24 protein-coding genes are annotated in these 23,317 nt (G+C 68.3%); 15 read left to right on the top strand and 9 right to left on the bottom strand.

The genetic code is table 11. The features are described from left to right. Positions 1 to 361: 361 nt before the first annotated feature. The 4 genes from ACYYG1_RS00865 to ACYYG1_RS00850 all read right to left on the bottom strand — a co-directional run bounded on the left by ACYYG1_RS00865 (position 362) and on the right by ACYYG1_RS00850 (position 3,593). A complete protein-coding gene (locus ACYYG1_RS00865) occupies positions 362 to 745 on the bottom strand; it encodes a hypothetical protein (protein WP_461208373.1) in 384 nt (127 codons plus the stop codon). Between the two features lie 179 nt (positions 746 to 924). Beyond that, positions 925 to 1,227: a hypothetical protein gene (locus tag ACYYG1_RS00860; RefSeq protein WP_461208372.1), complete on the bottom strand. Its 303-nt coding sequence runs from the start codon at positions 1,225 to 1,227 to the stop codon at positions 925 to 927. A gap of 8 nt (positions 1,228 to 1,235) precedes the next feature. Then, a complete protein-coding gene (locus ACYYG1_RS00855; protein WP_461208371.1) occupies positions 1,236 to 2,744 on the bottom strand; it encodes a carboxypeptidase M32 in 1,509 nt (502 codons plus the stop codon). 252 nt (positions 2,745 to 2,996) lie between these two features. After that, positions 2,997 to 3,593 (bottom strand): MarC family protein, encoded by a 597-nt coding sequence (locus ACYYG1_RS00850; protein ID WP_461208370.1) that lies wholly within the window; start codon positions 3,591 to 3,593, stop codon positions 2,997 to 2,999. 141 nt (positions 3,594 to 3,734) lie between these two features. On the opposite strand from ACYYG1_RS00850, the gene ACYYG1_RS00845 reads away from it, so the two are divergent. Then, positions 3,735 to 5,108: a response regulator gene (locus ACYYG1_RS00845; RefSeq protein WP_461208369.1), complete on the top strand. Its 1,374-nt coding sequence runs from the start codon at positions 3,735 to 3,737 to the stop codon at positions 5,106 to 5,108. 162 nt (positions 5,109 to 5,270) lie between these two features. After that, complete coding sequence (locus tag ACYYG1_RS00840; RefSeq protein WP_461208368.1) at positions 5,271 to 6,983, top strand: bifunctional sulfate adenylyltransferase/adenylylsulfate kinase; 1,713 nt, start codon at positions 5,271 to 5,273, stop codon at positions 6,981 to 6,983. Between the two features lie 74 nt (positions 6,984 to 7,057). Here ACYYG1_RS00840 and ACYYG1_RS00835 read toward each other — a convergent pair whose 3' ends face one another. After that, positions 7,058 to 8,146 (bottom strand): FmdE family protein, encoded by a 1,089-nt coding sequence (locus ACYYG1_RS00835; protein ID WP_461208367.1) that lies wholly within the window; start codon positions 8,144 to 8,146, stop codon positions 7,058 to 7,060. Between the two features lie 159 nt (positions 8,147 to 8,305). On the opposite strand from ACYYG1_RS00835, the gene ACYYG1_RS00830 reads away from it, so the two are divergent. The 12 genes from ACYYG1_RS00830 to ACYYG1_RS00775 all read left to right on the top strand — a co-directional run bounded on the left by ACYYG1_RS00830 (position 8,306) and on the right by ACYYG1_RS00775 (position 17,309). Beyond that, positions 8,306 to 9,634 carry an MFS transporter gene (locus ACYYG1_RS00830; RefSeq protein ID WP_461208366.1) on the top strand — a complete coding sequence of 443 codons (1,329 nt, stop codon included), beginning with the start codon at positions 8,306 to 8,308 and terminating at the stop codon, positions 9,632 to 9,634. Positions 9,635 to 9,677: 43 nt separating this feature from the next. Continuing rightward, complete coding sequence (locus tag ACYYG1_RS00825) at positions 9,678 to 9,917, top strand: hypothetical protein (protein WP_461208365.1); 240 nt, start codon at positions 9,678 to 9,680, stop codon at positions 9,915 to 9,917. Next, a complete protein-coding gene (locus tag ACYYG1_RS00820) occupies positions 9,914 to 11,122 on the top strand; it encodes a mechanosensitive ion channel family protein (RefSeq protein WP_461208364.1) in 1,209 nt (402 codons plus the stop codon). Before ACYYG1_RS00825 ends, ACYYG1_RS00820 begins: the two co-directional genes overlap by 4 nt. 63 nt (positions 11,123 to 11,185) lie before the next feature. After that, positions 11,186 to 11,524 carry a tRNA-binding protein gene (locus tag ACYYG1_RS00815; protein WP_461208363.1) on the top strand — a complete coding sequence of 113 codons (339 nt, stop codon included), beginning with the start codon at positions 11,186 to 11,188 and terminating at the stop codon, positions 11,522 to 11,524. Between the two features lie 8 nt (positions 11,525 to 11,532). Next, positions 11,533 to 12,165, top strand: coding sequence for a LysE family translocator (locus ACYYG1_RS00810; protein WP_461208362.1), 633 nt, complete (start codon positions 11,533 to 11,535; stop codon positions 12,163 to 12,165). Between the two features lie 1,030 nt (positions 12,166 to 13,195). Continuing rightward, positions 13,196 to 13,744 (top strand): LemA family protein, encoded by a 549-nt coding sequence (locus ACYYG1_RS00805; protein ID WP_461208361.1) that lies wholly within the window; start codon positions 13,196 to 13,198, stop codon positions 13,742 to 13,744. Positions 13,745 to 13,757: 13 nt separating this feature from the next. After that, positions 13,758 to 14,537 carry a hypothetical protein gene (locus ACYYG1_RS00800; protein WP_461208360.1) on the top strand — a complete coding sequence of 260 codons (780 nt, stop codon included), beginning with the start codon at positions 13,758 to 13,760 and terminating at the stop codon, positions 14,535 to 14,537. An 86-nt stretch (positions 14,538 to 14,623) separates the two neighbouring features. Continuing rightward, entirely contained in the window at positions 14,624 to 14,767 is a 144-nt protein-coding gene (locus ACYYG1_RS00795) for a hypothetical protein (RefSeq protein ID WP_461208359.1), read from the top strand. Between the two features lie 29 nt (positions 14,768 to 14,796). Then, a complete protein-coding gene (locus ACYYG1_RS00790) occupies positions 14,797 to 15,024 on the top strand; it encodes a hypothetical protein (RefSeq protein WP_461208358.1) in 228 nt (75 codons plus the stop codon). Between the two features lie 15 nt (positions 15,025 to 15,039). Continuing rightward, positions 15,040 to 15,219, top strand: a complete 180-nt coding sequence (locus ACYYG1_RS00785; RefSeq protein ID WP_461208357.1) for a hypothetical protein — start codon at positions 15,040 to 15,042, stop codon at positions 15,217 to 15,219. A gap of 260 nt (positions 15,220 to 15,479) precedes the next feature. Beyond that, complete coding sequence (locus ACYYG1_RS00780) at positions 15,480 to 16,292, top strand: hypothetical protein (protein ID WP_461208356.1); 813 nt, start codon at positions 15,480 to 15,482, stop codon at positions 16,290 to 16,292. 90 nt (positions 16,293 to 16,382) lie between these two features. Then, entirely contained in the window at positions 16,383 to 17,309 is a 927-nt protein-coding gene (locus ACYYG1_RS00775) for a bifunctional helix-turn-helix transcriptional regulator/GNAT family N-acetyltransferase (RefSeq protein ID WP_461208355.1), read from the top strand. Here ACYYG1_RS00775 and ACYYG1_RS00770 read toward each other — a convergent pair. Then, positions 17,306 to 17,938: a queuosine precursor transporter gene (locus ACYYG1_RS00770; protein ID WP_461208354.1), complete on the bottom strand. Its 633-nt coding sequence runs from the start codon at positions 17,936 to 17,938 to the stop codon at positions 17,306 to 17,308. The genes ACYYG1_RS00775 and ACYYG1_RS00770 overlap by 4 nt on opposite strands. A 137-nt stretch (positions 17,939 to 18,075) precedes the next feature. On the opposite strand from ACYYG1_RS00770, the gene queF reads away from it, so the two are divergent. After that, on the top strand, positions 18,076 to 18,576 hold the full coding sequence (queF, locus tag ACYYG1_RS00765; RefSeq protein ID WP_461208353.1) for a preQ(1) synthase: 501 nt from the start codon (positions 18,076 to 18,078) through the stop codon (positions 18,574 to 18,576). 18 nt (positions 18,577 to 18,594) lie between these two features. Here the strand turns inward: queF and ACYYG1_RS00760 are convergent, their stop codons facing one another. From ACYYG1_RS00760 to ACYYG1_RS00750, 3 genes are all read right to left on the bottom strand, one after another. Further along, positions 18,595 to 19,947, bottom strand: a complete 1,353-nt coding sequence (locus tag ACYYG1_RS00760; RefSeq protein WP_461208352.1) for an ABC transporter substrate-binding protein — start codon at positions 19,945 to 19,947, stop codon at positions 18,595 to 18,597. Between the two features lie 8 nt (positions 19,948 to 19,955). Beyond that, complete coding sequence (locus ACYYG1_RS00755) at positions 19,956 to 22,121, bottom strand: adenylate/guanylate cyclase domain-containing protein (RefSeq protein WP_461208351.1); 2,166 nt, start codon at positions 22,119 to 22,121, stop codon at positions 19,956 to 19,958. Positions 22,122 to 22,221: 100 nt separating this feature from the next. Beyond that, entirely contained in the window at positions 22,222 to 23,277 is a 1,056-nt protein-coding gene (locus ACYYG1_RS00750) for an alpha/beta fold hydrolase (RefSeq protein WP_461208350.1), read from the bottom strand. Positions 23,278 to 23,317 lie beyond the last annotated feature (40 nt).

The following is a 23,317-nucleotide window of genomic DNA, read 5'->3' as shown; positions in this document are numbered from 1 at the left end:
TCGCCCTCGCTGCAAATTGATCTCTTAGCGTGAACAGCCTAGCTTTTAACGCGAACCGTTCCAAAATAGTGAGATGCAAGGCGCAAGGAAAATGCAAGACCGACGCGTACTCCCCGTACGCGAGGTTTTGCATTTTTCGCAGCAACGCAGCAGATCGCTGTTTTGGGACGGTTCGCGGGACGGCCTCGCAGGAGGGCAAGGACCCCGCCGCGCTTGGGCGGGGCCCTTGTCTGCCGCTTTCCCGGAGGGGAAAGGGTGCGGTGCGGACGCTCGGTCGCCGGGAGGCGTGAAGCGTCGCGCCGGGATGCCCGCCGCACGGTCGGGGGGGCGGTGCGGCGGGTCTGTCAGGGGCGGTTGCGGCTCAGCCGGCCTGGGCGGTCAGCTCCGGCATGCGCAGGGTCAGGCGCATGTAGGGGCCGCAGAGTTCAAAAACCTCGTCCTCGATGGACGCCTGGCGCAGCAGTTCGGCGGTCAGCGGGCTCAGGGGCCGGGAGCCGACCTCCATGTAGTCCAGGAGGTCCTGAGCGCCGGCGAAGACCAGGGCCACGGGGATGCTGCGCCTGCCGCAACTGGTGATGATGCATTCGCTGTAGAGTATGTATTGTCCCAGGGCCGTCCTATACAGCGACGTTTCCATCCAGTCTTCCGAGAATCCCGTGATATCGCGCCCGTCCACATGGGCCAGGAACGAGCCGTTGAAGAGAAGGTCCGGCTTGCCGTAGCGTTGCAATCTGGTCTTGTTCATGGGGCGCCTCCTTCGGTCTGCGTTGTCACCTTCTCCATGAAGGATGGATTTTCGGCTTACTACCCCCATAGCATATTTTGAGGAGCGGTTGTAAAGAAAAAAAGGAAAAAACGCCCTCGGTGGGAGGACGTTTTTTTGTATCATACCGAAAGAATATAGGAATGCCTGAAAAGAAAATGCTATTCGTCGTTTCGGGCCGGGCTGCGCAGGGGAAAACGGGCGCGCAGGGCCCGGGGTTCCTCCGCCAGGTCCACGCCCGGGGCCGTGAGCGCGAGGCCCAGGCCCGTGCCCCACTGCACGGACGAGAGGCTCAGGAGCCCGGCCAGGGACAGGTAGGCCGCGTTCCAGCGAGCCTCGGCCCGGGGGAGGTCCAGCTCGTCGGCCAGCTCCCTCAGTTCCACGGGCATGAGCGGCGCTTCCTTGAAGCGTTCGTACAGGGCCAGGAGCATCGCTCGCCTGATCCGGTTTTCGCGTCGGGCCATGGCTGTTCCTACAATCGGTAGAGGGCTTCGTACTTGCGCGTGAGCCCCCGCACCAGGGCGTCCGCATCCGGTTCGCGGCCCGTGGCCTGGAGGATCAGGCCCGCGGGGTCCAGGCGCTTGCCCCAGGCGTGGACGCGCTCGCGCAGCCAGGCGAGCAGCGGGGCGAACTCCCCGCGCGCGAACAGGGGCTCCAGGGGGCCCAGGTCGCCCTGGGCGGCCTCGTACAGCTGGGCCGCGTACACGTTGCCCAGGGTGTAGGTGGGGAAGTAACCCAGCAGCCCGGCGGCCCAGTGCACGTCCTGCATGACCCCGTCGGCCCGGGTGGGCGGGACCAGACCCAGATATTTCTCCATGGCCCGGTCAAAGGCCTCGGGCAGGTCGCGGGCCTCCAGAGCCCCGCGCATCAGGGCCAGCTCCAGTTCGAAGCGCACCATGATGTGCAGGTTGTAGGTCACCTCGTCGGCCTCGGTGCGAACCAGGCCGGGGCGCACGTCGTTGACCGCCAGGTGCATGGCGTCGAGGTCCACGGTGCGCAGGTCCTTGAACCATTCCCGGGCCAGGGGGTGGAAATGCTCCCAAAAGCCCCTGGAGCGGGCCACCAGGTTCTCCCACAGCCGGGACTGGGATTCGTGCATGCCCAGGGATACGGAATGCCCGGCCGGGGTGCCGAAGTGCTCGGCGGGCAGGCCCTGGCTGTACAGGGCGTGCCCGGCCTCGTGGATGGCCCCGAACAGGCCCGGGGCCAGCTCCTCCTCGTGGTAGCGGGTGGTGATGCGCACGTCGCCGGGGCCGATGCGCGTGGAAAAGGGATGGGCCGTGGAATCCAGGCGGCCCGCGTCCGTGTCGTAGCCCAGGGTTTCGATGACCATGCGGCAGAAGCGCCGCTGGGCCTCGCGCGGGAAATGGCCGTTGAGAATCGAGGGGGCCGCGGCCCGGGGCGCGTCCTGGATGCGTTCCAGAAGCGCCGCCAGACGCGGGCGCAGGTCCCTGAACAGGGGCTCCAGGGCCGCAGCCGTGGCCCCGGGCTCGTATTCGTCCAGGAGCGCGTCATAGGGTTCGCCCGCGTAGCCCACGGCCTCGGCCTCCTCGCGGCGCAGGGAAAGGATAGTCTCCAGATGGGGCAGGAAGGCGTCCCAGTCGTCCTCGGCGCGGGCTCGCTTCCAGGCCTGCTCCCCGTCCGAGGCCGCGCGGGCCAGGGCCACGGCCAGATCCGGGGGAATCCGGACGGCCCGGTCGTGGGCCCGCCGCCAGTGGCGCAGGTTGCCCGCCTCCACGCCGCGCGGGTCCGCGTCCCGGAACTGCGCGCCGCAGTCGGCCAGCGCCTCGCCCACGCGCGGGTCCGTGCGCCGGGCGTGGACCAGGGCGGCCAGGCAGGCCAGTTGGTCCGAGCGATGGGCGTGGCCGCCCCGGGGCATCATGGTGGATTGATCCCAATGCAGCAACGCGCCCATGGATTCGAGAATCCCTGTCTCCACGCTGTGGGCCCTGAGCCAGTCGTAGGCTTCCCTGGGGGGCATGGTCGGTCCTCCGGCTGTGGTGCGTCGGGGTCTTTTCGCCCTCACCGTACCCGAGAGAGGAACGATTTCAAGTGGCAGGCTGTTCCAAAATGTGCGGATGCGAGGCGCAAGGATAATGCAAGACCGACGACCGACTAGCTGTTAGGCGAATCTTCGAGCCTTACAGATATCGAGAGTAGAACTGTACTCCCTGTACGCGAGGGTTTGAATCTTTTGCAGCAACGCGGCAGACGTGCGTTTTGGGACAGCCTGCTACAGGGAGGCGATGAAGAGGCGCACCCCGTCCTCCAACATCTGGAAGGACATCAGGATCAGCACCAGGCCCATGAGCCGCTCCATGGCCCGCAGCCCGCGCCTGCCCAGCGCCCGGTTCAGGGCCGGGATGGCCAGCATCAGCGCGGCCGTGGCCGCCCAGGCCAGGCAGATGGCCGGGAACACCACGCCCGGGCCGTCGCGGTGGGCGTAGACCATGACCGCGGCCAGGCACGAGGGCCCGGCGATGAAGGGCACGGCGATTGGCACGATGAAGGGGTCCCCGAGGTCCGGGTCCGCGGCCTCGCCCTCGGCCGAGGGGAAGACCATGCGCATGGAGATGATGAACAGGATCACGCCCCCGGCCATGCGCAGGGTGGATTGGCGGATGCCCAGGATGCCCAGGAGCCCCTCGCCCAGGAACATGAAGCCCACGATGACCACCAGGGCGAAGAGCAGTTCGCGCAGGATGATGCGCCGCTGGCGGCGCGGGGAATGGTTGCCCAGCAGCGACAGGCACAGGGCCCCGTTGCCCACCGGGTCCATGATCAGGAACAGGGGGAAGGCTATCTCCATGAGAGTGCTCAGGCCGTTCATGGGAGCCTTCTATGCCGCGCCGGGGAATTTGGCAACTTCGCGGCCGATGCGCAGCCGGGCTTTCCATGGCCCGAGATTCAATGTATAGGCGTGATAGGGTCCGAAGGACCGCAGAGACTTTGCTCGACAAGGGGGGGACGCATGTCTGTGAAGGGGAACATAGGCATTCTCGTGGGCGAGCCCAAGGCCACCGTCCGCGAGATCATCACGAAAATTCTGGCCGACAACGGATACGACAAGGTCCGCTTCGCCGAGGACCGGGCCACGGCTATGGGCGTCCTGCAGGAGAGGACCACGGACGTGGCGCTCCTGGATTTCAAGCTGGCCACGGACGACACCTTCGCCCTGTTGGACGACATCATGCTGGACAGGCACCTCTACCGCCTGCCCGTGGTGCTCATGGGCAACAAGGCGCCCATCGGGCTCATTGACGAGGCCATGCGCCTGGGCGCGCGGGACTACCTGAACAAGCCCTTCACCCCGTACCTGCTTATGGTGCGCCTGGAGAAGATCATCTTCGGCCCGCCCAAGGCCGTGCGCAAGCGCAAGGCCAAGGCCGGGGCCGAGGACGCGGCAGCGGGCGAGGAGGTCGTGCCCGAGCCCATGGAGCACGTGACCGCGCAGCAGTGCGTGGCCAAGAAGCTGTTCCTGGACGGCCACAAGCTCCTGAAGCAGAAGTACCACGACAAGGCGCTGAAGAAATTCGCGGCCGCCGCCCGGGTCAACACCCTGTTCCCCGAGGCCTACAAGGCCCTGGCCGAGGTCTTCCGCCTCATGGGCGACCACGAGCGCAGCAGCCAGTTCATGTCCAAGGCCGCCGAGACCCACGCCTGGCTGGACCAGCACGAGGAGGCCGAGGCCGCCTTCCACATGTCGCGCAAGTTCAACCCCGAGGCCCCGAACCCCTTCAAGACCGTGGGCGACCACATGGCCGGGGGCCTGGCCCCCGGGGAGGCGGTCCGGGCCTACGAGCGCGCCGTGCGCCTGACGCCCAAGGAGGCCGGGGCGCGCGTGGCCCTGTCGCGCTGCTATCTGGAGTCCGGCAACAAGGACAAGGCCGCCGAGACCCTGCACCCCCTGATGGGCAAGGGCGACGTGCCCGAGGACATGCGCCACGTGATCATGCAGGTGCACGAGGGCGGGCCCAAGTTCACGGGCAACGGGCGCAGGCGGTTCCTCACCGTGGACGACGGCGGGTGCAACTACGACGGCAAGGAGCGCAGGCGTTCCGTGCGCATCCCCGTGGCGGAATATTCCGCGCGCCTGCCAAACCGCGACGATTCCTTCCAGGTCTTCGACATGAGCTCCGTGGGCGTCAGCTTCAAGCACGGGGGCCGGCCGTTCGACATGGGCGAGCGCCTGCATTTCGACCTCCTGACTCTGGACGGGGTCAAGGCCAAGAAGCTGCGCTGCGTGGTGCGCCGCATCACCCCGCTCCTGGTGGGCTGCGACCTGCTGCAACTGAGCGACAAGCAGCGGGCCGTGGTGGGGAAGATTCTGCCCAGCCAGGGCTGAGGGGGCGCGCGCGGGCGTGTGGTGCCCCGCCGCGCGTGATCCGGAATGTTTTTTGCTTCAGTGGAAGCGCGTGACGCAGGAGTGACATGCCGCTCCTGTGCCGCGCCCGTGGTCGGTTTTGCCGAACCGACGGGCGCGATTGCGAACCCACTGGAGCCCATCATGTACGCCCAATCGGATTCCGTCCCCTATTCCGAGAATCTGCTCGTACATTTCAAGCGCATGGGCAAGCTCAAGAAGGACGCGGTGAAGCTGCCGTCCGTGAGCCTGCCCCCGGCGCGGCTCATCGACCTCGAACTGCTTCTGACCCGGGCCCTGTATCCCCTGGAGGGCTACCTGGGTCAGGCGGACTACGAGTCCGCGCTGGACACCATGCGCCTGGCCGACGGCACCCTCTGGCCCATGCCCCTGTGCCTGGACCTGGATGAGGCCACGGCCAAGTCCGTGGAGCCGGGCCAGCCCCTGGCCATCCGCGACGGCGAGGGCTTCATGCTCGCGGTGCTGCACGTGTCGGACCTCTGGCGGCCGGACAAGCGGCGCGAGGCCCTGGCCGTGTACGGCACGGACGACGCGGACGCCCACCCCGGGGTGCGCAGGCTGATGCGCGAGACCGGGGACTGGTACGCGGGGGGCCGCATCGAGGGCCTGCACCTGCCCCAGCACTATGATTTTTCGGACCTGCGCCTGATGCCCTCGCAGACCCATCGCCTGTTCGCCTCGCGCGGCTGGCGGCACATCATCGGCATGCAGACCTGCTCCCTGCCGCACTGCGCGTATCGCGAACAGGTGCTGCACGCGGCGGCCGACGCCGGGGCCTGCGTGTTCCTGATGCTGGAGCAGGGCCGCCCGGGCCTGTCCGACGCGGACAGCTTCACCCTGTCGCGCTGCTACCAGCGGTTCATGGACTCCCTGCCCCGGGCCAGCGTGGCCCTGGGGCTGGTCCCCTACGCCACGCGCCTGGCCGGACCGCGCGAGGCCCTGTGGCAGGCCGTGATCCGCAGCAACTACGGCTGCACCCATGTGGCCGTGGACGAGGACGCCTGCGATCCCTTCGCGGGCAACTGCCGCGAGCCCTTCTACGGGCGCGGGGCGGCCCGGGAGTTGTTGCAGAGCCACGCCGAGGAGTTGGGCGTGAGCGTGGTTCCCGTGCAGAAGATGGTCTACGTGGAGGAGCGGGCCCAGCACCTGCCCGCGGCCCAGGTGGAGCCGGACATGAGCGTCAAGGACATCCGTTCCGACGAGCTCATGCGCCGCCTGGACAGGGGCCTGGATATCCCGGACTGGTTCGCGTCCGAGCCCGTGGTGCAGGAGCTGCGCAAGGCCTATCCCCCACGCCACAAGCAGGGCTTCACCCTGTTCCTCACGGGCCTGTCCGGGGCGGGCAAGTCCACCCTGGCCAAGGTGCTCTACGTCAAGTTCATGGAGATGAACGAGCGCCCGGTGACGCTATTGGACGGCGACATTGTGCGCCGCAACCTGTCCAGCGAACTGAACTTTTCCGAGGCGCACCGCAACCTGAACGTGACGCGCATCGGGTTCGTGGCCAGCGAGATCACCAAGAACCGGGGCATCGCCATCTGCGCGCCCATAGCACCCTACGCGGAGTCCCGCCGGGCCAACAGGGAGCTCATCGAGTCCTACGGCGGATACGTGGAGATCTTCATCTCCACGCCCCTGTCCGTGTGCGAGCAGCGCGACCGCAAGGGGCTCTACGCCAAGGCCCGCGCCGGGCTGGTCAAGGGCGTCACGGGCATCGACGACCCCTACGAGGCCCCGGGAAATCCGGAAATATCCCTCGACACCTCGGAACTGACTCCCCTGGAGGCGGCCCAGGAGGTGCTCTTGTATCTCCAAGAACAAGGCTACGTGCGCTGAGCCTTGTCGCCCAAGGCAACCGGCCGGGCCCGTTCCGCATTCGCGGGGCGGGCCCGGCCGCGTTGTGAGGACCGCTAGAGCAGCTTGGCCAGGGCCTCCAGGGGATTGGCCTCCGGGCGCATGAGATCGCGGGGCGTCTGTCCCTTGGGCAGTCGCACCGTTCCCACCTCGCTGATCAGGGACTGGGCCTCTTCCAGATGATCCAGGAACCAGAGGTCCGCGCTGAGCTTGTCGATGATGGGCGAGCCGTAGCTTTTGCCCTTGGCCAGGGCATCGGCCTTCTTGGCGTCGTAGCCCAGGAGATGGCCCTGCCACGCCTCGTCGCCGTCCTGGGTGAAGATCACGCTGCACGTGTGGTTCAGGGGCTCGGGCCAGGACTCGGCGGCCTCCTTGCGCGTGCTGTGCAATGTGAAGAAGGAGCGCTTGCCCGGGGTCGTGTTGAGCATGGTGGTCAGGGCGTCCTCCTTGCACCAGGGCACCAGGGACAGGACCATGCACGTGCGCTTCGGCTTGCCGGCAAGCAGGTTCCTGAATGCGTAGTCCCCGATAAGGATGCCCGAGGTCACGCCCGGGCAGTAGTGGTCGTGGACCTCCATGGCCCGCAGCATGCGCTGGGGGCAGCCGTGGGCCACGGCGTTGGCGATGGTCACGATGCGGAAGGCGTTGGGTCCGAAGACCTCGGCGGCCCGCTTCTTGTCGAAGGTCTCGGGGTGCGCGAACAGATGCTCCGCATCAATGCGCTGGGTGCGCACGCTGAACACCGCGCCCGCGTCCTTTCCGGACAGGAAGGCCTCGGCCGCGCCCGGCTTGGCCTCAAGGTAGGCGCAGTTCCCCGATGCCGCGTCATAAAAGGCGAACCACAGGGGCTGGTCCATGCGGGTCTGCACGGCGATCAGGTCGCCCTTGCCCCTGGTCGTGCCCGTGGCCGCGGCTGCCCCGTCCAGGCAGCCGCCCGTGCCCAGGGAGCCCGGGCTCGCATACCCGGCGTCGGTGATGACCACGGCCTTGCGGCCTTCCCAGGACAGGGACAGGGCCTTGGCCGCGCCCTGGGCCGCCAGGCGTCCCAGTTGCACGCCCCGGTCGTATTCGGAATCCGCGCCCTGGGCCGCGGCGGTCCAGAGCAGGGTGAAGCAGAGCACCAGGAAGAGGATGGTCTTGCGCATTGTGGAACCTCCGTTCCGTGTATGAATTGTTGGCGTTGGCTCGATTGGTAGTACTCTTAATAATTTCATGCAACTCAACGGTGATGGATTTTGTAAAATGGCTCGCAACCGGGCGCGGCCTGTTCCCCTGGGCGGGCGAATGGCGTACAACCCGGGGCCATGAGCCTGCGATTTCCTTTGCCCTCCAGGGACGCGCAGTCCCGGGGCGTGCATGCCTGGTGCCTGTACGACTGGGCCAACTCGGCCTACGTGACCACCGTGGCCGTGGCCGTTCTGCCCGCGTATTTCGCGGCCGCCGTGGTGCCGCCCGGGGGCGCGGTGGTGGCCGGGGCGCGCCTGTCCGCCGCCACCCTCTGGGGCGCGCTGGTGGGCTGCACGGCCCTGGCCGTGTTCATCCTGGCCCCGCTGTTGGGCGCGGCCGCGGACCGGGGCGGCGCGCGTCGCCGGTTCCTGGCGGCCTTCTGCCTCATGGGCAGCGCGGCCTCGGTGCTGCTGCTGTTTGCCGGCCCCGGCCTGGTCTGGCGGACCATGGGCCTGTTCTTCGTGGCCCAGGTGGGGTTCGTGGGCGGCAACGTGTTCTACGACGCGCTGCTGCCCCACGTGGCCGCGCCGCGCGACCTGGACCGGGTTTCGGGCCGGGGCTTCGCCTACGGCTACCTGGGCGGGGGGGTGCAGTTCGCCCTGGCCCTGGGCCTGGTGGCCGGGCACGCGCGCCTCGGCCTGTCCGAGGATCTGGCCGCGCGCCTGGCCATGGCCGGCGCCGGGCTGTGGTGGGGCGGGTTCGGGCTCTGGGCGCTCTCGGGCGTGCCCGAGCCCCCGGGGCAGGCGGTGCGGGACGGCGGCCTCGGCCCCGGCCTGCGCGCGGCGTTTTCGCGACTGCGCCGGATGCCCGCCCGGGCCCGGGCCCTGCCCGGGCTGCTGCCGTTTCTGGCCGCGTATCTCTTCTACAACGACGGGGTGCAGACGGTGATCAGCATGGCCACCATCTTCGGCAAGACCGAGCTGGGCCTGTCCAACACCGTGCTCATGCTGACCCTTTTGATGATCCAGTTCGTGTCCATCCCCGGAGCGCTGTTGTTCTCGCGCCTGGCCGGGGCCTGGGGCTCGCGGCGGGCCCTGATGCTGGCCGTGGCCCTGTGGGCCGGGGTGGCGGTCTACGCCCACGGCATGGGCTCGGCCACGGAGTATTGCCTCATGGGCGTGGTGGTGGGGCTGGTCATGGGCGGGTCCCAGGCCCTGTCGCGGTCCCTGTACGCCCGCCTCGTGCCTCGGGAGAACTCCGCGGAATTCTTCGGCTGGTTTTCCGTGACCAGCCGCCTGTCCGCCGTGCTCGGGCCTTTCGTGTTCGCGGGGGTCGCCCACGCCACGGGTTCCTCGCGCGGGGCCGTGCTCTGGCTGGTGGCCTTCTTCGTCCTGGGCCTGGGCCTGCTCATGCTGGTGCCGGATTCCCGGGGCGGGCGCGGGGTTTCGCAGCGCGAGGCGCCGTGATATCGTCGGCCTCCACCAGAGACGCCGACCCGGAGAGCTACGCATGATGAAAAGAAAATTGCTGGGCTGGGCCCTGCGCAAGGAACTGGAGCGCCACGGCCCGGCCATCCGTGCGGAGATCGACGAACTCAAGTCCCTGCGTACCCTGGCCGAGATCAAGGCCTGGGGCGCCAAGAAGGGCGGAGCCCTGGGCGTGCTGGCCCGCGAGCGCGGGCCCGAGCTGCTGGCCTACATCAAGGCCGAATGGCGGCGCATGCGCGACGAAAGGGGCGGCAAGTCATGAGCGGCGTCTGGGCGGAGTACGGGGATTCCCTGATCCTCGCGGCTGTGGTCCTGGGGCTGGCCCTGGCGTCCTGGGCGGTGATGCGCCTCTGGGTGCTCAGGCTGCTCAAGGCCGTGGCCAAACGCACCAGGGCCACCTGGGACGACAGGCTCGTGGAGCATCGCGTGCTGGACCTCCTGGCCTGGCTGCCCCCGGTGCTCATCCTCTACCAGGGCACGGCCTGGCTGCCGCAATTCCAGGACCTGGCCCAGCGCCTGCTGGGGGCCTGGGTGCTGGTGCTGTCCGTGCTGCTGGCGACGCGTGCGCTGGACGCGCTGCACGCCGTGTACGAGACCCATCCCGTGTCCGCGCGCCGGCCCATGAAGGGCTACCTGCAGCTGGCCAAGCTCTTCGCCTTCGTGGTGGGCGGCATCCTGGCCGTGTGCCTGCTCCTGGACGTCTCGCCCCTGGGCGTACTTTCGGGCCTGGGCGCGCTCACCGCCGTTCTGCTGCTCATCTTCCGGGACACCATCCTGTCCCTGGTGGCCAGCGTGCAGATCGTGGCCAACGACCTGGTGCGCAAGGGCGACTGGATCGAGATGCCCGCCGCCGGGGTGGACGGGGACGTGGAGGACATCGCCCTGCACACCGTGAAGGTCCGCAATTTCGACAAGACCATCGTGGCCCTGCCCACTTCGCGGCTGATCAGCGATTCCTTCCGCAACTGGCGCGGCATGAGCGAGGCCGGGGGCCGCAGGATCAAGCGCAGCCTGTGCATCGACCAGTCCTCGGTGCGCTTTTTGACCGACGAGGAGACCGCCCGCTTCGAGGCCATGGACATCCTCGCGCCCTACATCCGCGAGCGTCGCCAGGAGATCGAGGCCCATAACCAAGCCCACGGCTTCGACCGCTCCAAGAGCCGCCTCAATGGCCGGGGCATGACCAACCTCGGAGTCTTCCGGGCCTACGTGGACGCCTATCTGGCGGCCCATCCCCGGGTGCGCGGAGACTTCACGCGCATGGTCCGCCACCTGCAGCCCGAGGCGGACCGGGGCCTGCCCCTGGAAATCTACTGCTTCGCGGACACCACCGACTGGAAGACCTACGAGGGCATCCAGGCGGACATCCTGGACCACCTGCTTTCGGCCCTGCCGGAGTTCGGCCTGCGCGCCTACCAGCGCAACGCCCTGGCCGACGCCCGCGCCGCCGCGCCCGGGGCGGATTGACCCCGGCCCCGGTCCGGGGTAGGCGGAATCTTTCCTCAATGAATCCGAGCAAGGAGACCGCCCGTGGAAACCATCACCTGGGACGAATTCGAGAAAGTGGAGCTGCGCGTGGGCACTGTGGTGCGCGCCGAGGCGTTCAAGGAGGCGCGCATCCCCGCGCACAAGGTCTGGGTGGACTTCGGCCCGGGCATCGGCGAGCTCAAGACCAGCGCCCGGGTCACGGACCTCTATGACCCCGAGGACCTGGTGGGCCGCCAGGTGGTGGGGGTGGTCAACTTTCCGGTGAAGCAGATCGGCCCCATCCGCTCCGAGTTCCTGCTCACGGGTTTCCCGGACGAGGAAGGCCGCATCGTCCTGGCCGCGCCGGAGCGGTCCGTGCCCAACGGTTCAAAGCTGGCCTAGGAGTCCTCATGTTCGGCATGGACAACTACTTCCTGTTCCTGGCCGCCGGGGTGCTGCTCAACGTGACCCCGGGGCCGGACATGCTCTATGTGGCCACGCGCAGCGCGTGCCAGGGGCGCGGGGCAGGCGTGGTCTCGGCCCTGGCCATCTCCTGCGGCGGGCTGGTGCACACCTCGGCCGCGGCCCTGGGCCTGTCCGCCGTGCTCATGTATTCCGCCGTGGCCTACGAGGTGGTGCGCTACGCGGGCGCGGCCTATCTGGTGTACATGGGCCTCAGGATCATCCTGGCCCGCCGCGGCCGCGAAGAAGGTCCGCGCATGGTGCGCCGCTCCCTGGGCGGGGTCTTCCGCCAGGGGCTTCTGATCAGCGTGTTGAACCCCAAGGTGGCCTTGTTCTTTCTGGCCTTTTTGCCGCAGTTCGCGGACGCCTCGTCTCCGCAGTTCGCGGCCCATGTCCTGATTCTGGGGTTGACCTTCTGCCTTACGGGCGGGGTGGTCATGACTTTGGTGGCGCTGTGTTTCGGCAAGGTCAATGCCTGGGCCGGAGCGCGTCCGGGGTTCGCCCGGGTCCAGTCATGGGTCACCGGGGGGGTGTTTTTGGGGATGGGGTTGTGTTTGGGGGTTGCGGGCGGTCGGGATTGATTTGGGCGTTGGTGGGGTGCCATGCTTTTTTTGTCGTGGTGCAAAACCACTTCTGCCCTCCCTCCCCTCCCGCCGCGTTCCCTCGCGGGTAGGGCGTTGGTTTGTCGGGAATGATTGCAGGTGACGCAATCGCGCTCCATGCGGGTACGGGGGGCTTCGCTTTTCTGATTACCATCACAGCCGCTGCGCCCCCCGCACCCGCCCGGGGCGCTGGGTCGTCGCGGTGGTGCAGTCCTTCAATGGTTCTTCCCCTCGTGTCGCGGCACAGGTGATGCCGCCCCGTCGCACGAGCCCGGCTTCGCTTCGCTGATTTCCATCACAGCCGTTGCGCCGGGCAGCGCGCCGGGGCTTGGGGAGCAGGTGGGGCAGCATCGTAAATAGTACAACACCATGGGGCCAAGTATGATTTCAGCCAGCGTCCCCATCGTCAGGTAGGACACTTCTTCTTTTCCCCGTCGCGTTCTCGGATCGGGGGGCTTTCCGTCGATGCTCTGGCGCGTGGCGCGTGCGAGGCTCGCGACCGCCTGGATGCGGGTCCGCCTCTGCGGCGCAGCCGCGCGGCGGGACAAATCCTCGAAGGGAGCGCGCCTCGCACGCGCCCGCAGCACTACATGCCCCTTCCCCAAAATCACCCCATCATACCTGTTGCGGAACGCGGCGGGAGGGCGGGAGGGTACGGTTGGTTTTGCGCTAAAATAAATCGGCGTTTAGCCAATCAGATCACCGTGGCGACGCAGTGGCGTATCGCATAGCCCCGCCAAAGCCTTTGCCCCGTCAACACGCTCGGCCTTCACGGGAAGACACGCCTTGGCTTTACCCAAAAGTTTGGCCCGGTACCGCCCTCGCCCCAAAAGGGAGGCAGGGGAGCCCAGAGAGGCTGGGGGGCTCGCCCCCCGGCCCCTCTGGCAGCTGGTTCAAATGCGCAAGCGTTTGAGCCAGCTGTTCCCCCCGCACCTCCCCTGACGTTTGACGGTCCCTTTACCAGCGTATATTCCACACCCATGGACGTGTTCTACGAACCGGGGGCCGTGTGAGCGAGGCCGCGCTGCTTTTGGCCCTGCTCGTGGGGGCCTGCCTGTGGCTGGTCCTGGCCCACAAGCGTCTGGTGCGCGCGCGTTGCCGGGTGTACGAGGCCTGGGGTGAGCTGGAGGACTGCCTGGACCGGCGGCACGACCCGGCCCTGGCCCTGGCCCGCCACGCCCAGGGCCGCGCCGGGGTGGCGGCGGATGCCGTGGCCCGGGTGGAGCGCCTGGCCGAGCGCAGCCGCGAGGTGTACGGCGCACAGGACAAGGCCCGGGCCGAGGCCGAGCTGGACCAGGCCATCGCCGGGTTGCTGCACACCGCCGGGTTGCGCGTCCGGGACGAGCGGGGCGAGGCGTCCGACGCCGACCCCGACGAGGCCGTTGGGCGGCTGGCCCGGCTCGCGGAACGCGCCGAACGGGCCGCCGGGGAATACAACGCCGTGGCCCGGGACATGAACGTGCTGGTGGAGGCCTTTCCCGCCAGCATTGCCGCACGGATGTTCGGCTTTAGCCGCATCCCGTACTACGAGCCCGAATCGTCCGCGCCGGGGCGCTGACACGGGGAACGTCATGGCTTCCAAGCGACTTGCAAATTACGCCGACGGGCTGGTGGAAGAGACCCTGGTGGAGGCCGCCACCACGTTCTTTGGCGCGCGCGTGGCCCTGGAAAAGGAGATTGAGCGCTACGAGGACGCGACCGCCAGGCTGGAGCGGGTGGAGGAGGGGGTGCTACGCCGCGCCGCGACGCTGCATTTCCTGCTCCTGGAGGGCGCGGCCGTACAGGAGTTCTACGAACTCATCAGCGTGGAGCCCGGCCATCTGCTGGACGCGGCCGAGGTGGTGGACCGGGGCGTCTCGGAGCTGAAGATCCCCTTCGGCCTGACCCGCGCCTCGCGCTACGCGGGGCTCGTCCTCGCCGCCTACGAGGATCTGGACCGGGCCGTGGAAGCCTACCTGCACGGCGAATACTACACCGATTCCCACGGCCGCAAGCGCGTGAGCGTGAATTATGCCCAGCTCCAGGAATGGTGCGGCAAATTGAACGCCAAGATCCAGGCCCTGAACAGCGACCATTCGCCCACGGGCACCCTGTGCTTCGTCAAGGGCCTGGACCCCACGCTTCTCAAGCGCGAGAGCCTGAGCGAGGCCACCCTGGAGGGCTACGCCCAGGAGCTGGACAGGGAACTGGCCTTCAAGCCGGTGGAATGCTTCGCCCTGAACTATCTGGCCCCCCCGGAACTGCCCGGGGAGGAGGCCGTGCGCGGCGTGATCCGGCGGTTCTGCAAGGGGCTGTGCTCCAAGGCGCCGCAGGAGGTGGCGGACATCCTGCGCCGCTTCAAGCGCGGCTGACGCGGCCGCCTCCGGCCTTGCCCCCCGGCCGCAACAAGGCTATAGGCAGACACATCCCCGGACACGCGAACAGCGGAGAATCGCCCATGTGGGAAGCCCTGTCCTTCGGCATGAAGATGCTGGCCATGATCATCCTCTTCAGCATCCTGGGCCTTGCATTCGGAGCTGGCCTGGTGAAGATGGCCAACAAGCGCTCCCGCGAGCGGGAAAAGGGCGGCCAGGACCAATAGCCGCCCCAGAGGAAAACGAGGAACCAACAGTGAACATCCTGCGCATCGTCATCAAGATCCTGGCCTTTGTCCTGGCGATCCCCTTTGTGACCTACGGGTTCCTGGGCCTGATCAAGGCCCTGAGCCTGGAAGGGGTCATCGACAACTATCTCGGGCTGGTGGGCAACTACCACAACCCCGTCACCGCGCTGATCCTGGTGGTCATCGGCGGCTGCCTGCTCTACGGGCTCAACGCCCTGGCCTCCCGGCTGCACTAGGGCCGGGGCCGACCCATGGCGGACAAGCCCTCCCTCCTGAGCACCCACGGCGCGCACATCGCCTATTTCGCGGCGGGCGTGCTGTTCATCGGGCTGTCGCGCTTTTTCCTGTCCTTTTGGCCCCGCTTCGTGATCCTCACGGCCTGGGGCATCGGCCTGGCCGTGATGTTCGCGCGGGTATTGAGCCGCAAGTAGCAGGCCGTTGAGAAAGCGCAATCTGCTTCGTCGTTCCGCCGTTTCACGGCTCCACTGCTGCGGAAAATGCAAACCCTCGCGTATGTCCATATACGCGTCGGCCTTGCACAATTTTTCAGGAGGGCAAAATTGGTCGACGCGGCGAAGCGCGTCGCCCGCAGGGACGCAGGCCAGGAAGGCCTGCGGACATTTTCCTTGCGCCTCGCCTCTCACGCTTTTTGAACGGCCTGAAAGGCCTCAGCCATCGACCGGGACGCGCCATGCCTCCTGACTGTATCCCCACGGATTCCTCCGACTGCCTGGTCCTGGGCCTGGCCGCCGGGTACCACCAGGGCGACGTGCGGCCGTTTTTGCTGTCCCTGCACCAGGGCGGGTTCGGCGGGCGTTGCGTGCTCTTCGCCAGCCCCACCACGCGGGGCGTGGAGCAGATGCGGGACTGGGGCGCGGAGGTCGTGGCCTTCGAGCGCGAGGGCGACCGCGCGCACCTGCCCTACAACGCCTACCGCTATTTCCTGTACCTGGATTTCCTGCGCCGGGAGCCGCCCTGCACGCGCATCCTGCTCACGGACGTGCGCGACGTGGTCTTCCAGGGCGACCCCTTCGCATACGCCTGGTCCGAGGCCGTGAACGCCACCCTGGAGGACCGGCGCATGACCGTCGGGGCCTGCCCGCACAACGCCCGCTGGATAGCGGAACACCTGGGTCCGGCGGCATTGGCCGAGGTGGCGGACAGGCCCATCTCCTGCTCGGGCACGGTGCTGGCCGGGCACCGGGCCATGCTGGACTACCTCCAACGGCTCACGGCCCTGCTCACGCCCTTCGACCCCGGGCGCGAGGCCATGGCGGGCTACGACCAGGGCGTGCACAATCACCTCCTGCACACGGGCCGCCTTGCGGGCGCGCGGGTCACGGACAACGCGGGCCCCATCCTGACCCTGGGCTACAGGCGGGGCGAGCCCGACGTGGACGGCCAGGGCCGCGTGCTCAACGACGCCGGGGCCGTGCCGCTTCTCGTCCACCAGTACGACCGCAAGCCCGCCCTGCACGGCATGCTGCGCAGGCGCTACGCCTGATCCCGCGTCGGAAGCCCTCCCTCCCGCTGGCACTGCTTTGCTTTTGTTTTTTATGTTGACTGAGGCAACATAAAAGAACAGGGTTTGCCCATGCAGGAAACACAGGTTCTGCGGCGTTTCAGCCGCTTCTACACGCGCGTTTTGGGGCTGTTTCATCCCGGGCTTCTGGGCAGCGAACGGACGCTGCTGGAGGCCCGCATCCTCTACGAGATCTGCGCGGACCAGGGCCGCTCCTCGGCCGACCTGGCCCGCGGCCTGGGCGTGGACCGGGGCTATCTGAGCCGCGTGGTGGCCCGCCTGGTGCGGGCGGGGCTGGTGACCAGGCCCGAGGGCCACGCTGGCCGCCGGGGCGTGCCCCTGAGCCCCACGCCCCGGGGCCGGGAGGCCCTGCGCGACCTGGAGACCCGCTCCGACGCCCAGGCCGGGGCCCTGCTGCGGTCCCTGGACGGGGAACAGCGGCGACGCCTGACCCGCGCCCTGGACGAGGCCCGGGCCCTGCTGTCCAAGGCCGGGCCTGAGGCCCCGGCCGAGGCTCCGGCCGGGGACGTGGTCCTGCGCCCGGCGCGCGTGGGCGAGGCGGGCTGGATCATCCACCGCTACGCCAGGGCCTTTCACGAGTCCCACGGGTTCAACGAGGAATTCGAGAAGTACCTGGTGCTGGGCGTGGCCGAGCTGATGCGCGCCCAGAGCCCCAAAAGCGGCCTCTGGGTGGCGGACCGGGGCGGCGAGTTCCTGGGCTGCGTGGGCGTGGTCCAGGCCGAGGCGGACAGGGCCCAGCTGCGCTGGCTCCTGGTGGAGCCTTCGGCGCGCGGCCTGGGCCTGGGGCGGCGGCTGGTGGAGCACGCCGTGGCCTTCGCCCGCGAGCGGGGCTACGCGGGCATGCTCCTCTGGACCCTGGACGGGCTCGGCCCGGCCCTGGCCCTGTACGCCTCATTGGGCTTTCGCCTCACCGAGTCCGCGCCCGGGACCATGGGCGGGGTGGACTGCGTGGAGCAGCGCCTGGACCTGGACTTCTAGGCCTCGCCGACGGCTCCGGCCCTGCCCTGGAGCACGCGGCTCAAGCCGCAGACCACGGGCGTGTCCAGGGCCGCGATGGCCAGCTTGACCAGCCACTGGCCCAGGATGATCGGACCCACGGGCAGTATCCCGTAGAAGGCCACGGTGACGAAGATGGCCGAGTCCAGGCCCTGGGAGACCATGGTGGAGAGGTTGTTGCGCAGCCAGAGATGGCGGCCGTGGGTGCGGTTTTTCAGCAGGTGGAAGAGCCACACGTCGTGGGTCTGGCTCACGGCGTAGGCGGCCAGGGACGCGGCCACGATGCGCGGGGTGGAGCCCACCACCCGGGCGAAGGCGTGCTGCCCGTCCCAGAAGGACGCCGAGGGCCAGGCCACGGCCAGCCAGGACAGGGCCGAGGTCATGACCAGGGCCGCGAAGCCCGCCAGGACCATCTCCCCCGCCCGCTCGCGGCCCCAGACCTCGCCCACCACGTCCGACGCGGCGAAGGTCAGGGAATAGGCCAGGACGCCCGCGGGCACGGTCACGCCGCACACGGTGATGATCTTGCTGGAGATGAGGGCGGCGCAGACCAGGCCGCCCGTGAACAGGGCCAGGAGCAGGGCGTGGGCCCTGCGCTGGAAACAATCCATGATGTACGCTCCTTGAATGAACAGTTCGTGGAGAGATGCCGCTGGCGGGAAAACAGCCCCGGGCGGCTTCGGTGCCAGGCCGGGCTTGCCATTTCGGGCCCGGGAAGTCAAAGTCCGGGCGCAAACAAGGAGGGACAATGCCGTCCAGAAGCCAAGACCAGACCGGACATTTGAAGACCCTGGGCCAGGGCGGGAGCACAGCCTACCGCCTGGATTCGCCCGGCGCGGATATCCTGGAGACCTTTCCCAACAACTACCCGGGCAGGCCGTACATGGTCAGCCTGGAGTTCCCGGAGTACACGTCCCTGTGCCCCATGACCGGGCAGCCGGACTTCGGGATCATCATCCTGGAGTACGTGCCCGACCAGCTGGTTGTGGAGTCCAAGAGCTTCAAGCTCTACATGTTCGCCTACCGCAACCACCAGTCCTTCATGGAAACCATCGCCAACACCATGCTCGACGATTTCGTCTCCGCCCTGGACCCCTTGTGGTGCCGGGTCAAGGGCCTCTTCGCCCCGCGCGGGGCCACCACCCTGCACGTGTTCGCGGAGCGCGCCAAGGAGGACTCGCCCCTCTGGGAGCGGACCCGGGAATTGGTTCGGGAATGGAAGATGGAGCGGGGCCGCCACCAGTCCTGACGGTCCGGCGGAACGGCTCTAGTTCCTGTCCAGGGCCTCGCGCATCTCGCCCTCGGCCCAGGCCACGGCCTCGGCCGGGGGCACGCCCTCGTGCAGGGCCTTGTGGATCATGGCCGGGATGATGCCCCGGGCCATGATCTCGGCGGCGTCGGTGTTCAGGTGGCCGTTGTCCATGCTGAAGGAGCGCACCTGCTCCAGGCCGCGCACCACCTCCTGGACCTTGGCGTGGCCGTAGCGCCTGAAGACCCCCTGCAGATCGCGATAGAACACGTCCATGTCCGCCACGTCGTGCAGCACGGGCAGCATACCCCCCGGGGCCATGTGCAGCCAGGTCACGTAGGCGTCGGTGCGGAACAGGAAGCGGGCCAGGCCCATGGCCGCCTCGCGCTGGTCGTAGTCCAGGCCCCGGCCGAAGCCCAGGCCCACCACCACCCCGTAGCTGGACGGGCGGCGGTCGCCCAGCACGGAAACCATCTCGGTGTTGGTCAGCAGGTTGGGGTCGAACCTCGCGCCCTTGAGGTCCGGGAAGTTGTCCCCGGTGAGGGAGTTCGCGGCCACGCTGGACAGGGCCAGATCGTCCATGATGAACGAGGAATAGAACATCATGGCCAGCTTGCCCTGCAGGTAGTAGTCCCGCGCCCGCCAGGAGTTCGCCCCGGGCGGGGTGAAGCGCGCCAGGCGCACGTAGTCCGCCAGCAGGCGCACGGTGCGCGGGGTGTTGAAGACCAGGCGTCCCTGGCCGTCGAATTCCCGCACGCCCTGGGCAAGGGCCAGGTGGGTGAAGACCTGCTCCGCGTACACGTCCTGCCCGGTGCCGATGAGCAGGCCGTAGCGGTCCGCAGCCGGGTCGTGGAGCTTTTCGGCCGCGGCCATGATGCGTTCCATGCTGTCGGGCGGCTCCAGGCCCGCCTCCTTGAACCAGTCCGCGCGATACCAGATGCCCTGCACCCAGCCGTGGTAGGGCAGGCCGTAGAGGTTGCCCGTCCCGGGTTCGGTCAGGCATCTGAGGGCCCCGGCCGAGAATCGTTCGCGGCCGATGCCGTCGGCCACGGCCCCGGCGAGCTTGCCGTCCAGCCAGCCCCGGCGCGCAAAGGCCACCAGGTGCTCGGACCCCGTGTAGACCAGCCCGGGCATGCGGTCCCGCTGCACGGCGCGCGCCATGGCGAAAGGCAGCTCGTTCTCGTCGAAAAAGACCACCTGCACGCGCACGTCGTCGTTCAGGGCCATGAAGGCGTCTGCCAGGTAGCTGATCACGGGGATCCTGTCGGGCTCGTTCTCCGTGGTCCAGAACTGGATGCATACGGCCCCGGCCCCGGCGGGGACGAGCGCCAGGGCGGCGAGCAGCAGGAGTGTGGCGATCAGCCTGTTCATGGCGGGTCCTATTTGCTGTGCATGGTTTCCACGCCCGTCCAGTCCGGCCCGGGCGGATTGGCGTTGTGGGCCCGTGCGCGGTTCAGATAGATCGCGGCCACGGGGTCCTCGGCGTCGCCGCACAGGGACTTGAAGGCCTCGGCCGCCTCGGCCCAGCGGCGTTCCAGATACAGGGCGTAGGCCTTTTCCCAGCGCATGCAATATTCCTCCTGGGCCTGGCTGGCGGAGATGTCATCCTCCCCGGCGCAGGAGTCGCAACGCATTCCCAGCAGCTCGAACACGGCCACCGGGGCCAGGGCGCCCTTGGGCACGGCCTTGCCCACGGTGCGGAACAGGAAGCGGTCCGCGCAGCGCTGGGCCACGGATTCGCTGGCCAGGATTTCGGTCTTGAAATGCTTGTTCAGCCCCTCCAGCCGCGAGGCCAGGTTCACGGCCGCGCCCATGGCCGTGTAGTTCATGCGGTCCGGCGAGCCGATGTTGCCCACCACGGCGTCGGCGCTGTGCAGGCCGAAGCGGGTGTGCATGGCGGGCTCGCCCCGGGCCTCCCAGGCCTGGTTGAGGGCCCGGGAACTGGCCCGGCAGCGCAGGGCCGCGAAGCAGGCCTTGGCCGCGTGGTCGCTGGTGGGGGTGGGGGCGTTCCAGAAGGCCATGATGGCGTCGCCGATGAACTTGTCGATGGTCCCGCCGCCTTCCAGGATCACGGAGCCCAGGGCCTGGAAATAGTCGGAGACCTTGTGCGCCAGCTCCTCGGCGTTCATGCTTTCGGAAAGGGTGGTGAAGTTGGCGATGTCGCTGAAGAGCAGGGTCAGCTCCTGGCGCTCGCCCCCCAGCCGGGGCACGATGTCGCGCTTCATGATTTCGCGCACCAGGGCCTTGGGCACGTACACGCCGAAGGAGGCCAGGGTGGATTTCATGGCCCGCATGGTGGTGGAGAGATACTTGATTTCGGTGATGCGCGAGGAGACTGTGAGCGGCGCGTCCAGCTCGAAGCGGCGGATGCGCTCGGCCTCCTCGGCCAGCAGGCGGATGGGTTTGGAAATGCGCCGCGAGACCCAGATGATCACGGGCACGAAGGCCAGCAGCAGGAGGAGCGAGACGAGGATGCTCTTCTTGCCCGCGCGGATGATGGGGCCGGTGAATTCCTCCATGGGCACCACCATGCCCAGGTACTGCCCCGGCCCGTAGCGCTCGGGCATGGCCTCGGCCCGGGCGATGTAGTCCCGCCCGTCCACGGTGAAGACCTTGCGCGCGAAGGGCGCGCCGCCCCCGGCCCTGAACAGCTCGTGGTACCGGCTGAGCACGGGCTCGCCCAAGTCCTCGATGAGCGCGCATTCCACCAGGGTTGCCTCGTCTCTGGTCACGGACTTCACCACCTTGGCCTCGTCGGGGTAGGCCACCAGCTCGCCGCCCGCCTTGAAGATGAACACGCAGCTGGCCTCCCCGACCTTCTGCCGGGCCAGGAACCGGGACATGTCCGAGAGGGCCAGGTCCACGCCGAAGACCCCGGACGTCCTGCCGTCGAAGCGCCGCGCCACGGTCAACCCCACCTCCTTGGAGAAGGTGTACACGTACAGGTCCGTGAGCACGCTGTGGTCCGTGGCGTAGGCGTCGGTGTACCAGGGGCGCTTGCGGGGGTCGTAGCCGACGTTCTTTTCGAAGTGCGAGGACATGATGCGCAGGTCCGGGCCCAGGAACTTGGAGATGCGCACGCGCTTGCCGTCGGCGCGGCGTAGGATGGTCTGGACGTTGTAGTGCGCGCCCTCCGGGGCCCCGAGGTTGTCGCGCGTGGAGGCGCTGACGTTTTCGATGTGCGACAGGAGCAGGAAGTCCCCGTCCTCGTAGCCCATGTACGCCGAGAGGATGCTGCGGTTGGTCCTGAGGATGCTCATGAGCAGCGGGGCCGAGGGGTGGCCGTAGAGATCGGGCTTCATGGACAGGTCCGGGAGCAGGGTGGCCTCGTCCGCCAGGAGGAAGGCGGGCTCGAAGATGCGCGAGGTCCGTTCCGTGACCTTGTCGCTGATCTCTTCCAGGAGCCTGTCGGCCGCCAAGAGGGCCGCATCGGAGGTCTGCGCGTAGTTGTAGAGCAGCATGGAGCCGCACAACAGGGACGTGAGCAGGATGAAGATGCTCAGGATGTTGATGTGCAGGGGGATATTGTCGAAACGAATCTTCATGCTTTCCCCGGAATATAAAGGTTCCCGAGTAATATAGCATGAACGATTGCGCCCTGCTACAGGTAAAGAACAATTTATTGGCCGGTACCGGAATGCCGGTTCAAGGCCCGGAGAACACGAGCCCGGCCACGCCCGAAGCGGCGAAGACGAGCCCCGCGTCGTGCCCCGCGCCGGGCACCAGGGCGAAGCGCACCCCGGACGGCAGGCGGCCGCCGCAGAGGCGTTCGAGGTGGTGGCGGTAGAGCAGCCCGCGTTCAAGGCGGTTCGTCCCCTGCAGGTCGGCCTGGGGCCGCTTGTCCAGGCTGCGGCCGCGCTTAACGTCCTCCTCGCCCAGGAGCACCAGGAGGTCCAGGCCCGCGAGGCGGGCGGCCGGGTCGCGGACTTCGGCGGCGTAGCCGGTCCTGCGGCCCAGGCCGTATTTGTAGTCGTCGTATCCGGGCACGGCGGCGCATTCCCCGGCCGTGCGCTGGTGGATCGCGCCGTCCGGGCCCATGGCGTAGCGCCCGGGCCCGAGATACAGGTAGGACGAGGGGTTGGCCGCCACGCAGCGCAAGGCCACGCCCCGGGCCGCGAGGTCCGCGCGGATGCGGTTCAGGAAGGCGTAGCGCAGGCTGAGCTGGCCTCCGGCAGAATGCCCGCAGACGATGACTCGGCGCAGGGGGGCGCGTTCCAGAACGTGCAGGATCAGCCTGTCCAGGATCTCGAAGGCGCTGACTCCGGGCAGGCCCGCGTTTTCCGCCTCGCTCAGGGACTGGCCGCCGCTACGCCAGTCCGGCCCCCAGAACAGGGTTCCGGGCTCGTGCGTCCGCCGGTCCCTGGTGGGGAACAGGGGGGCCAGCACCAGGACGCGGCCGGGCTCCGGGGCCTGGGCCGCCAGGGCCTGGCCCCGGCGGAAATAGCTGCCCGCCGTGAGCCCGTGGCCGTGGAGCATGATGAGCAGGGTGTGCGGGGCGGGGTCTTGGCCGCCCAGGGAGCCCAGGGGCTGGCAGGAGAACACGGGCGCGGCCAGGGTGCGGCCGTCCGCCGTGAAGTGGAAGCGTTCCGTGGGCAGTTCAAGGGAGGCGCCGCCTCCGGAGGGCGCGCAGCCCAGGAGCCCGGCGAGGAGCAGGCAGGCGAGGAGGGCTGTCCCTGGGTGCGATCCGAAGCTGCGGCCCATGCGAACCTCGAAACCGGTGGGTGCGGGCCGGACGATTCCG

It is taken from the genome of Desulfocurvus sp. DL1XJH-121, from assembly GCF_054819825.1.
Note: the sequence above shows the minus strand (reverse complement) of the source record. Positions and strands in the feature narration are given on the sequence as shown.

Coding starts and splice junctions, on each gene's coding strand:
- ACYYG1_RS00850 (WP_461208370.1), bottom strand. CDS start 3,593: ATGAACGGCCTGAGCACTCTCATGGAGATAGCCTTCCCCCTGTTCCTG.
- ACYYG1_RS00775 (WP_461208355.1), top strand. CDS start 16,383: ATGCAGGAAACACAGGTTCTGCGGCGTTTCAGCCGCTTCTACACGCGC.
- ACYYG1_RS00845 (WP_461208369.1), top strand. CDS start 3,735: ATGTCTGTGAAGGGGAACATAGGCATTCTCGTGGGCGAGCCCAAGGCC.
- ACYYG1_RS00780 (WP_461208356.1), top strand. CDS start 15,480: ATGCCTCCTGACTGTATCCCCACGGATTCCTCCGACTGCCTGGTCCTG.
- ACYYG1_RS00840 (WP_461208368.1), top strand. CDS start 5,271: ATGTACGCCCAATCGGATTCCGTCCCCTATTCCGAGAATCTGCTCGTA.
- ACYYG1_RS00820 (WP_461208364.1), top strand. CDS start 9,914: ATGAGCGGCGTCTGGGCGGAGTACGGGGATTCCCTGATCCTCGCGGCT.
- ACYYG1_RS00835 (WP_461208367.1), bottom strand. CDS start 8,146: ATGCGCAAGACCATCCTCTTCCTGGTGCTCTGCTTCACCCTGCTCTGG.
- ACYYG1_RS00800 (WP_461208360.1), top strand. CDS start 13,758: ATGGCTTCCAAGCGACTTGCAAATTACGCCGACGGGCTGGTGGAAGAG.
- ACYYG1_RS00760 (WP_461208352.1), bottom strand. CDS start 19,947: ATGAACAGGCTGATCGCCACACTCCTGCTGCTCGCCGCCCTGGCGCTC.
- ACYYG1_RS00755 (WP_461208351.1), bottom strand. CDS start 22,121: ATGAAGATTCGTTTCGACAATATCCCCCTGCACATCAACATCCTGAGC.
- ACYYG1_RS00795 (WP_461208359.1), top strand. CDS start 14,624: ATGTGGGAAGCCCTGTCCTTCGGCATGAAGATGCTGGCCATGATCATC.
- queF (WP_461208353.1), top strand. CDS start 18,076: ATGCCGTCCAGAAGCCAAGACCAGACCGGACATTTGAAGACCCTGGGC.
- ACYYG1_RS00860 (WP_461208372.1), bottom strand. CDS start 1,227: ATGGCCCGACGCGAAAACCGGATCAGGCGAGCGATGCTCCTGGCCCTG.
- ACYYG1_RS00830 (WP_461208366.1), top strand. CDS start 8,306: ATGAGCCTGCGATTTCCTTTGCCCTCCAGGGACGCGCAGTCCCGGGGC.
- ACYYG1_RS00750 (WP_461208350.1), bottom strand. CDS start 23,277: ATGGGCCGCAGCTTCGGATCGCACCCAGGGACAGCCCTCCTCGCCTGC.
- ACYYG1_RS00785 (WP_461208357.1), top strand. CDS start 15,040: ATGGCGGACAAGCCCTCCCTCCTGAGCACCCACGGCGCGCACATCGCC.
- ACYYG1_RS00855 (WP_461208371.1), bottom strand. CDS start 2,744: ATGCCCCCCAGGGAAGCCTACGACTGGCTCAGGGCCCACAGCGTGGAG.
- ACYYG1_RS00770 (WP_461208354.1), bottom strand. CDS start 17,938: ATGGATTGTTTCCAGCGCAGGGCCCACGCCCTGCTCCTGGCCCTGTTC.
- ACYYG1_RS00865 (WP_461208373.1), bottom strand. CDS start 745: ATGAACAAGACCAGATTGCAACGCTACGGCAAGCCGGACCTTCTCTTC.
- ACYYG1_RS00825 (WP_461208365.1), top strand. CDS start 9,678: ATGATGAAAAGAAAATTGCTGGGCTGGGCCCTGCGCAAGGAACTGGAG.
- ACYYG1_RS00810 (WP_461208362.1), top strand. CDS start 11,533: ATGTTCGGCATGGACAACTACTTCCTGTTCCTGGCCGCCGGGGTGCTG.